General features: G+C 64.9%; 9 protein-coding genes. 5 read left to right on the plus strand and 4 right to left on the minus strand.

Annotation, left to right across the window (positions count from 1 at the left end):
* Positions 1-23 precede the first annotated feature (23 nt).
* Entirely contained in the window at positions 24-1,556 is a 1,533-nt protein-coding gene (glpK, locus tag QL983_RS08220; protein WP_036315487.1) for a glycerol kinase GlpK, read from the plus strand.
* Between the two features lie 92 nt (positions 1,557-1,648).
* Here the strand turns inward: glpK and QL983_RS08225 are convergent, their stop codons facing one another.
* Both QL983_RS08225 and QL983_RS08230 read right to left on the minus strand, forming a co-directional pair.
* Positions 1,649-2,290, minus strand: a complete 642-nt coding sequence (locus QL983_RS08225) for a hypothetical protein (RefSeq protein WP_223247488.1) — start codon at positions 2,288-2,290, stop codon at positions 1,649-1,651.
* A 50-nt stretch (positions 2,291-2,340) separates the two neighbouring features.
* Positions 2,341-3,192, minus strand: coding sequence for a GIY-YIG nuclease family protein (locus tag QL983_RS08230; RefSeq protein WP_036315481.1), 852 nt, complete (start codon positions 3,190-3,192; stop codon positions 2,341-2,343).
* Between the two features lie 194 nt (positions 3,193-3,386).
* Between QL983_RS08230 and QL983_RS08235 the strand changes: the two genes are divergently transcribed.
* The 4 genes from QL983_RS08235 (at position 3,387) to QL983_RS08250 (ending at position 6,336) form a co-directional block, all read left to right on the plus strand.
* A complete protein-coding gene (locus tag QL983_RS08235) occupies positions 3,387-4,394 on the plus strand; it encodes an IS481 family transposase (protein ID WP_182496710.1) in 1,008 nt (335 codons plus the stop codon).
* 14 nt (positions 4,395-4,408) lie between these two features.
* Positions 4,409-5,068, plus strand: coding sequence for a DUF6308 family protein (locus QL983_RS08240; protein WP_036314458.1), 660 nt, complete (start codon positions 4,409-4,411; stop codon positions 5,066-5,068).
* A gap of 311 nt (positions 5,069-5,379) precedes the next feature.
* On the plus strand, positions 5,380-5,559 hold the full coding sequence (locus QL983_RS08245) for a hypothetical protein (RefSeq protein WP_010079808.1): 180 nt from the start codon (positions 5,380-5,382) through the stop codon (positions 5,557-5,559).
* Between the two features lie 438 nt (positions 5,560-5,997).
* A complete protein-coding gene (locus QL983_RS08250) occupies positions 5,998-6,336 on the plus strand; it encodes a hypothetical protein (protein ID WP_134377334.1) in 339 nt (112 codons plus the stop codon).
* Positions 6,337-6,647: 311 nt separating this feature from the next.
* Here QL983_RS08250 and QL983_RS08255 read toward each other — a convergent pair whose 3' ends face one another.
* Both QL983_RS08255 and QL983_RS08260 read right to left on the minus strand, forming a co-directional pair.
* Positions 6,648-7,655, minus strand: coding sequence for an IS481 family transposase (locus QL983_RS08255; protein ID WP_290152248.1), 1,008 nt, complete (start codon positions 7,653-7,655; stop codon positions 6,648-6,650).
* A gap of 377 nt (positions 7,656-8,032) precedes the next feature.
* Positions 8,033-9,697 carry an AIPR family protein gene (locus tag QL983_RS08260; RefSeq protein WP_223247489.1) on the minus strand — a complete coding sequence of 555 codons (1,665 nt, stop codon included), beginning with the start codon at positions 9,695-9,697 and terminating at the stop codon, positions 8,033-8,035.
* Positions 9,698-9,802: the final 105 nt, after the last annotated feature.

Here is a 9,802-nt window from a genome sequence, read left to right on the forward strand (position 1 = left end):
GACCACCTCCGAAGGAGTAGGACATGACCACCCCCCGCTACGTGATGGCCATCGACCAGGGCACCACGTCCACGCGCGCGATCCTCTTCGACCACAGTGGGGCCATCGTGTCCACTGGTCAGCGCGAACACGAGCAGATCTTCCCGCGCGCCGGCTGGGTGGAGCACGACCCGGTGGAGATCTGGACGAACACCCGCGAGGTCATCGGGGAGGCCCTGGCCCGCGCCGAGGTGACCCGACACGACGTCGCCGCCGTGGGCATCACGAACCAACGTGAGACCACCGTGGTGTGGGACCGCAACACCGGCAAGCCGGTGTACAACGCCATCGTGTGGCAGGACACCCGCACCGACCACCTCTGCGAGCGCCTGGCCGGCGACGTCGGCGCGGACCGCTACAAGGAGCGCGTCGGGCTGCCCCTGGCCACGTACTTCTCCGGCCCCAAGGTGGCCTGGATTCTGGAGAACGTGGACGGTGCCCGGGAGGCCGCCGAGAACGGCGACCTCATCTTCGGCACCACGGACTCGTGGCTCGTGTGGAATCTCACCGGCGGCGGCGAGGGTGGCCGGCACGTCACCGACGTCACCAACGCCTCCCGCACCATGCTGATGAACCTGGACACCCTCGACTGGAACGAGGAGATCTGCGCGGACATGGGCATCCCGATGTCCATGCTTCCGGAGATCGTCAGCTCCTCCGCCGAGGTGGGCACCGTATCCGGCCAGCAGCTGCTGCGCGAGACGCCGATCACCGGCATCCTGGGCGACCAGCACGCGGCGACCTTCGGCCAGGCGTGCTTCGAGGTCGGCCAGGCCAAGAACACGTACGGCACCGGCAACTTCATGCTGATCAACACCGGCGAGGAGCCGGTGCACTCGGACAACGGCCTGCTCACCACGGTGGCGTACCGCATTGGCGACCAGAAGCCGGTGTACGCGCTGGAGGGCTCGATCGCCGTCACCGGCTCGCTGATCCAGTGGCTGCGGGACAACCTCGGGATGATCGGCAGCGCCCCGGAGGTCGAGACCCTGGCCGCCGGCGTGGAGGACAACGGCGGCGTGTACTTCGTCCCCGCGTTCTCCGGCCTCTTCGCCCCGCACTGGGACGCCGCAGCCCGCGGCGCCATGGTGGGCATGACCCGTTACGTCAACAAGGGGCACATCGCCCGCGCGGCGCTCGAGGCCACCGCCTTCCAGAGCCGCGAGGTCCTGGACGCCATGAACGCGGACTCCGGCGTGGACCTCACCGAACTGAAGGTCGACGGTGGCATGGTCGCCAACGAGCTGCTCATGCAGTTCCAGGCGGACCTGCTGCGCGTGCCCGTCGTGCGCCCCAAGGTCATCGAGACCACCGCTCTCGGCGCCGCCTACGCCGCAGGCCTGGCGGTGGGGTTCTGGGCGTCCCAGGACGAGCTCGTGGCCAACTGGGAAGAGGACAAGCGCTGGGAGCCCACCATGGACGAGGAGGAGGTTGAGCGCGCCCTGCGGCTGTGGAAGAAGGCCGTGGAACGCTCCCGCGACTGGGTCGACGAGGACGTCGAGTCGGCCCAGGGCTGAGCCGTCCGATCCGTAGGCTGGTCCGGCCGGCCCCGGGCCGGTCCGGGCCGGTCCGGGCCGGTCCGGCCCCTCCAGAAGGACCCCGAGCAGCACTACCCCCTCGTCGGCCGCCTGCGCGCGGAGCGGGGCGGAGTCGGTGCCGTTGCCATCGGCGCAGTGGCCAGGCCCGAGGTGCCCGGCTGCTCCGACGTCAAGCTGTCCTCGCCCAGGGCGTCCTCTTCCCCGCGGCTCCCGCCCAAGGCGGCTGCCAGTTCGGCGAAGTAGTCCGCATCCACGTTCCGGCTGTCCTTGATGGCGCTCCGCTGTGGAATCTCCTCGGAGAGGTTCTCCACGGCCGCGTTGTTCGCCGAGGCCACCACCATTTCGAAGCCGACCACCTCAGGCCGGAGCTCGCGCACCCGTCGTCGCATCCTGCCCTCGCCGGTCCACTCATGGGTGCGTTCGGTGAGGGCGTCGAATGGGTTCTCACACGCCGACAATCGGCGTGCTCGTTCGACGACGTTGGACGCCAGGATGTCCCCGAGCGTCGTCGTCTTGCCGGTTCCGGGGAGGCCGTTCACACCCATCAGACCTGGCCCGCCCGCCTCGACGACGTCGGCCCGCGCGACGACATCAATGCGGGCGGCTTGCGGATGCCCCGTGTGCTCGTGGGCAGTCACATTCGAGGAACTCAGCGATGGCTGCAGTGCCGGGATGGCGCGCTTGTCCTCCTCCCCGAGGCTCGGCGCGGGCATTCCATCCCCCGTCTGACCTTCGCCCACTCCCCCAGGACTACGAAGTCCGTTCAGTTCCGGTTCAGCCCGAACCGGCGCGTCATCAGAGCCTCCTTGTAGTGCTTCTCCGCGGCGTCGATCTGGGCCTGCGGGGTGCTGGAGCCGAACACGCGCAACAGGCTGAACGTGTACCGCTCCGGTTGGGCGGGGTCGAGCTCTAGGGCATCCCGGAGGGCGACGTTCCCGCCATGCCCGTCACGGGCGTAGGCCGCCCACCGTCCGAGCACACCACGCTCGCCGTCGGCCTTGCCCACGTAGCACTGGCCCGCGGTCTCGTCGGCGATCAGGTAGATCCCGCGTACGGCCTGCAGGGCGGTGCGCCAGCCTGCGTAGCGGGTCTCGGTCACCAGTGACTGCAGGTCCCCGTAGCTGAGGAGCACGTGGTCGAAGCCGGGGAACGCCTCGGTGGTGGGGTCGGCGATCTCCAGGACGGGGAACCGCGCCGCGAGGGGCCCGCGCTTGGCCCAGTTCACGGGGTCTGCGGACCACTCCACCACCAGGCGCTCCTCGAGGGAGGCCAGCAGCGGCACCGGCGCAACGTCGTAGTACCGATGCCGCTCCGTGCGCTCAGCCACGGCCTCCCCGCGGTTCTCGTACACGGCGGTGAGACGAGAACGACGCCCGCCCTCCCCCATGAAGATCAGCCAGTGGCGAGCAGGCTCCTTCGGGAACTTCCCCACGTGGTGCTGCTCCCGCGTGTAGGCGAGTACGCGCTCCGGCGTGGCTGCCGCCCGCGACGGCAGCCCCGACTCCTTGTAGGTGTGGCGGATGGCCAGGACGTCGTGCGGGTCAAGGCCGGCGGCGGCGAGGACCGCACCGAGGGTCAGGACGAAGGGCTCGGGGACGGGCTGGGTGGACTCCATGGGACCCCATTCTGCCGAGGCCCCCTGATCACCCTTCCGCTGCGATGAGCCCTCAGCCACAATCACCGTGACGCCTTCTAGTTGTTGTGGGTCATGAGGTTCTTGACATCCGTACCGGGCTGAGATGAGACGAGTGGGCCTCTCCCGCAGGATGGAAGTTCCTCAACAACCCACCTGCCAGAAGAGACCCACTCATGACTCACGCTAACGCACCCCTGACCCCCACTGGCCGTCTCAGGATGGTCCACCGCCACCTGCACGACGGGATCCCGCAGGCACACGTGGCCGCCGAGTTCCGGGTGAGCCGGCCCACGGTGGCCACTTGGGTCGCCCGCTACCGCGCCCAGGGAGAAGCCGGCCTTCAGGACCTGCCCAGCCGGCCGCACCGTTCACCTGCCCAGCTCGATCCGGTCCTGGTCGCCCAGATCCACGCCCTGCGGCGGGAGCGCAAGTGGTCCGCACGGCGCATCCATCACCACCTCGTCTCCGAGGGCCACCGGGTGTGTCTTCGTACCGTGGGACGGTGGCTGCACCGGGCCGGGCTCTCCCGCCTACGGGACCTGACCCCGGCCGGAGAAGACCTGCGCCAACGACCCCAGAAGATCACCGCGAGAGGGCCGGGGCACATGGTGCACCTGGATGTGAAGAAGATCGGGAAGATCCCAGACGGGGGCGGCTGGCGCACCCACGGACGTGAAAGTGAAGCAGGCCGTGCTTCCAAGCGCGGGCCTGGCCGGCGGGTCGGCTACACCTATCTGCATTCGGCGATCGACGGGTTCACCCGGCTGGCCTACACCGAGGCGTTGGAGGACGAGCGGGCGGCCACGACCGTGAGCTTCTACTGCCGGGCGAGGGCGTTCTTCGCCGCCCACGGCATCACCGTGGACCGGGTGATCACGGACAACGGGAACAACTACCGGGCTGCGGACTTCACCGCGAAGGTGGTCTCGCTCGGGGGCCGGCATCACCGGATCCGGCCCTACACCCCGCGCCATAACGGGAAGGTGGAGAGGTACAACCGGCTGATGGTCGATGAGGTCCTCTACGCCCGCCCCTACACCTCAGAGCAGGCTCGGCGTGAGGCCCTGGCGGTGTGGGTGAACCACTACAACTACCATCGGCCTCATACCTCCTGCGGGGACGCCCCGCCGACCTCGTTGGCACCGGCCCGAGTCAACAACGTCATGCCCTCCTACATCTAGTGGAAGAGGAAGCCATGACCGCACCCCAGCTGCACCTGCCCCGCACCGTCGTCTCCGATCAGACCGATCGTGCCGTCGACCTCCTCGGCCACTACTTCACGCCCGGAAAGTTCATCGGCGGCCGATGGGACGGGTTCGACCCGAGCGGGACGCGCGCAGCGTCCGCGAACGTGTTCACCTCCGACGACGTCGCCTCCGCCGCCCTGCTGAACACGCCAGTGCCGGGGCATGCGGTCGTGCATCTGCTCATCACACAGAGGGTGCACTTCGCTGGGCTACTGGAGGCCGTCGGCCCCGACCGCGACTTCATCGACGTCGACCCGGACCCGTCCGGCAAGGACATGGCACCGGTGTACGAGCTCTATGAGGCGCTGAAGACCCTGCCGAAGATCGGCCCCACGATCGCGTCGAAGCTCGTCGCCCGCAAGCGGCCGCGACTCTTCCCAATCATTGACGCCGAGCTACGCCAGACCGTCTTCCATGAGACCCGAAAGGACGGTTACGTGGGCCGGGCACTGCTCCATGCAGAGTTCTCCGCCCAGGAGCGGACCATATGGCAGCGACTCGCGTCCTACCATTCGGCGGCGTCACTGCCCACCGAGGTCTCGGTACTCCGGGTCTTCGATGTCCTCGCCTGGATGGAGGCCAAGGCGTACTGGGGGCCAGTCCCATGATCAGCCCTCGGAGGAGACCAGCACCGCTAGCCTGGGGCGGGACTGCCCGCCGCGCTGCCTATCCCGACCCCTCCAAATCCCCTCCACTATGCGCGCCAGCACCCCGGTCAGCAGTTCGACGTCGGCCGGCACGTCCTCGTCGCTGTTCAGCTCGCACTCTTCGTGAGGGATCCCGCCACGGAGGGCACGAAGAGCATGGCGTAGGCACGACCTCCTTGCAGTTGGTGAAGCCATGGCCTGCCACAGCAAGCACGTCGACGCCGTTCAGGCCGAGGCCTTTGCCCACCCTGCGGACCAGGGAGGAACTCTCGGTGAAGTACGGGCTCTGCGCCTACAAGTGGGTCATCTGCAGGGCGATCGCCATACGCTCTATCTTCTTCACCAAGCTAAACCCAACAGCGGCGATCCGCGGCTTCTTAGTGATCTTCGGCATGGGCTTCGCGGCCCGTCCGGTCGGCGCGTTCAGGTTAAGCATCCTCGACGACCTCTGAGGCCGACGCCCCACGTTGGTCCTCCCCGTGGTGCTGAGAGGCGCCGCGACCGGGGCCATTGACCTGCTGCCGACCTGCGCATGCATCGGCTTGGCTGCGCCGATCATCCTGGCCGTCCTGCGCCTCCTACAGGGCCTGGCCGTGAGCGGCGGTTGATGCGGGCCGCCGCCGTCGCGATCGAGCACGCACTACGCGCAGCGCGGCCGCTACGCCGCCATGATGCAGCTCGGCTTCCCCGCAAGGGACCCTGATCCCCTCCGGCGTCTTCGCGCTGGCGCTCATGCTCCCCACGGAGTTCGTAGACGCATGGGGCTGGCGCTTACTGTTCCTCTTCGCATGCCGATCCTGGCCATCGCCCTGTGCATTTGGGTGAAGATGTAGGGGTCGCCGGTCTGCGAGGAGCTCCAGAATCTCGGCGGCCGCCCAATCATGGCGATCATGGCCGCGCTTCTGGGCTCTGGCAGTTTCTACGCGACGAACACCTTAGCGTTCAGCTACGCCACCAACACGCTCGGTGTGTACCGCCTGGCCATGATCAACGCGACCCTGGTAGCCGCCGTCGTGCCAATTCTCGTGATCCTGCTCGTCGGCCGCGTGGATGCGTCCTGGGGCCCGGACCGAGTGACCATGGCTGGCGGCATCAACACGGCGCCAGCGGCGTGGCCACTATTCGCCCCTGATCGACATCGGCCAGGCATGGGCCATCACCTCGGCCGCGTCCACAGGCATCGGACTGCTGTCCATCACCTACGCGGCGACGGGCAGCATTCTCACTGAGCGATTCCCGGCCGAGTACCGCAACTCCGACACCACTGTCGGCTACAACCCGGCCGGCGCAACCTCCGACTTCCTGCGCTCCAAAGCCTCCTGGCTGATCGTCACGCAACCCCGTGTAGACGTTCACCCCGGCCATCATCTCATCATCCTCGTGGTCAGCTCCCCGCTGTCCGCAATCGGCGCCTTAATCGGCGAGCGGCTGCGGGTGACGGACGAGGCGGCGGTGCGAGCGGGCTGAGGTTGCCTGCCCCCACGGACGCCGATGACGCCGCACCCTTGGAGTGGTCCGGCGCCGCTGTGCGCGGGACGGGCTAGCTGTAGGAGGGCATGACGTTGTTGACTCGGGCCGGGGCCAACGAGGCCGGAGGAGCGTCCCCGCAGGAGGTATGAGGCCGATGGTAGTTGTAGTGGTTCACCCACACCGCCAGGGCCTCACGCCGAGCCTGCTCTGAGGTGTAGGGGCGGGCGTAGAGGACCTCATCGACCATCAGCCGGTTGTACCTCTCCACCTTCCCGTTATGGCGCGGGGTGTAGGGGCGGATCCGGTGATGCCGGCCCCCGAGCGAGACCACCTTCGCGGTGAAGTCCGCAGCCCGATAGTTGTTCCCGTTGTCCGTGATCACCCGGTCCACGGTGATGCCGTGGGCGGCGAAGAACGCCCGCGCCCGGCAGTAGAAGCTCACGGTCGTGGCCGCCCGCTCGTCCTCCAACGCCTCGGTGTAGGCCAGGCGGGTGTACCCGTCGATCGCCGAGTGCAGGTAGGTGTAGCCGACCCGCCGGCCTGCACCACGCTTGGAAGCACGGCCTGCTTCACTTTCACGTCCGTGGGTGCGCCAGCCGCCCCCGTCTGGGATCTTCCCGATCTTCTTCACGTCCAGGTGCACCATGTGCCCCGGGCCGCGGGCGGTGATCTTCTGCGGTCGTTGGCGCAGGTCTTCTCCGGCCGGGGTCAGGTCCCGTAGGCGGGAGATCCCGAGTCGGTGCAGCCACCGTCCCACGGTACGAAGACACACCCGGTGGCCCTCGGAGACGAGGTGGTGATGGATGCGGCGGGCTGACCACTTGCGCTCCCGCCGCAGGGCGTGGATCTGGGCGACCAGGACCGGATCGAGCTGGGCAGGTGAACGGTGCGGCCGGCTGGGCAGGTCCTGAAGGCCGGCCTCGCCCTCGGCGCGGTAGCGGGCCACCCAGGTGGCCACCGTGGGCCGGCTCACCCGGAACTCGGCGGCCACGTGCGCCTGCGGGATCCCGTCGTGCAGGTGGCGGTGGACCATCCTGAGACGGCCGGTCGGGGTCAGGGGTGCGTTAGCGTGAGTCATGAGTGGGTCTTTTCGGGCAGGTGGGTTGTTGAGGAACTTCCATCCTGCGGGAGAGGCCCACTCGTCTCATCTCAGCCCGTACCCCGTGGCAAGAACCTCATGACCCACAACAGCTAGCCCAAAAGTCACCGGCTTCGTTGCCCTTATGTAACGCAATGAGGCGGTACAAACTATGTCCTGCTACCTGGATGTCAAGCCGTTCACTGACACTGACTACCCGCATAGCGTCCGCTATTTGGGCGCACCACAGTCCCTAGGGCAACCTGAACAACATGCTCGCCGCGTTGACCATCACGAGGTAGCGCCCTCCGATGCCAAGTGTTTGCTCGAAGTTCCTCGCAACGCAGCCCATCCGAGCCCTCACATAACACCCGAGCTCACAGGAGGGAACTCTCGTTAAGCAAAGCACGTACGCGAATGGTGTTTTTAAAAACATTACCAGGGTACGAATTATCCGGAAAATTCTCCACAAGCGCGGCGACGATCCTCTCGCACTCGTCCTCGATCCACGAATCATAGTTCTCGATGGCAAACTCAGAGGAACTTAGATTAGTAGTTCCAATACCCCTCAAGATCAGGTGAGAAATTACACGCTTGCCATGAATTATAACTCCATTCTTCACCCCCTCCGTAAGAGGCTCTAGCTCACCGAGCTTATTCTCGACTACCTGATTCACCAGCACAGATGAAACAAGGAGTCGCGGATCAGTGGAAGGATTAAAAATCGTTCTATACCTGTCCGAGAAGAGTTGTGAAATCTCGCGTTTGACCAAGACACTCAGTTCCACATCCCGGTGCGCGCAGGCCAGAGCGATTGCCGCGCTGCGGACGTCAATTCTCTTATCGGAGGACTCCGTGAGAACATCCTCGCCCGACCGCAAAAGATACTCGAAACCCATTACCTTAATTTCGGACTTAAGGCGATGCTGTTCGGCGTCAAGGAATGCGAAATCTTGGGTAGAAACATCATTCTGGGTGTTGGCGTATCGAGTTACGAGCCTACCAAACTCGGCTTCTTCATCACTCACGACAATACAACGAATCATTACCGAGGCTGCCTCGAGAAAATCAAGGCTACCCTCGCTCTTAGAAATCCGTCCGATCGTAGAGACGGTCTGGGCCCCGTTCACAATAGATACACCCTTGGCAGTGAAGTACCCCGCTTCGCGGGTCGCAGACCCCGCGGGAGCAACCTGCATATCACGGACCACCATAGTAATTCCGTTGTTAAAGTAGGCAAAGTTTTCAGGCTCGGATGTGAGGGTCTTTCTAATGCCGTCGTTGATATCGGACCGGGGGATAACTAGGCGAATATTCTCTGCGAAAAGCTTGTGTTCATGGTCACGATACCACTGGGCAATTTGGGCAGCGTCTACACGCCCGTAAACCATCCGCCTGGGTTCATCAATCTTCCCCCAATTAAAAATCTGCATGTTGAGGTCAAGATCCATAGGCTCTCGCTCAACAATAGAGTCAAAGAGAGCACCTTGCCCCAAGTGTACAAAACTCGCAATGGGCTCACTTGCTCCCCCTTCATTAACTGATGACAAAAGTTCATTCATAGACTCTTGCTGTTGCGTGGGGAGCTCTTCCTGCGCAGTTGTTACAGCAATGAAGCGCATCCGGGTGCCTGGTTTCTTCAAAATATCCGATACTGCCATACGCATTTCAGGAGATGCACTCACGGGGACGTTATCCGTCCTGATGCCTAGCAGGGTTTCGACTCCGCGGCGAAACTTTAGCAGTCCGGCCAGGTCCATTGTGCCCGATCCGTCCTGACGCCACTTTGACTGAACCAGAACGACCAACTGGGACACAAAATCAATCCCAATCGCGTCGATCCCGCGGTCCTCGCCACCGTCGATTACTTCGACAATACGCTGATTCCCACTGTCGCTTGACTCAGGAATCGTGAGATCTACGGCATAGCGGGCAAGCAAGCGGGAAAGGTTATTTACATCCGAAAGGTTTGCGTCCCAATAATCCGTCGAGTACAGCTCGCGGATACGAGTTGCGATTTGGTCCACGTGGAACTTGCTCACCTAGGGCTCCTTTGCCATCCATCAGGGGCCTAGATGTTGTGGGTCATGAGGTTCTTGCCACGGGGTACGGGCTGAGATGAGACGAGCGGGCCTCTCCGGGCGTGT

Source organism: Micrococcus sp. APC 4021, from assembly GCF_030407635.1.
Classification (GTDB): domain Bacteria; phylum Actinomycetota; class Actinomycetes; order Actinomycetales; family Micrococcaceae; genus Micrococcus; species Micrococcus luteus.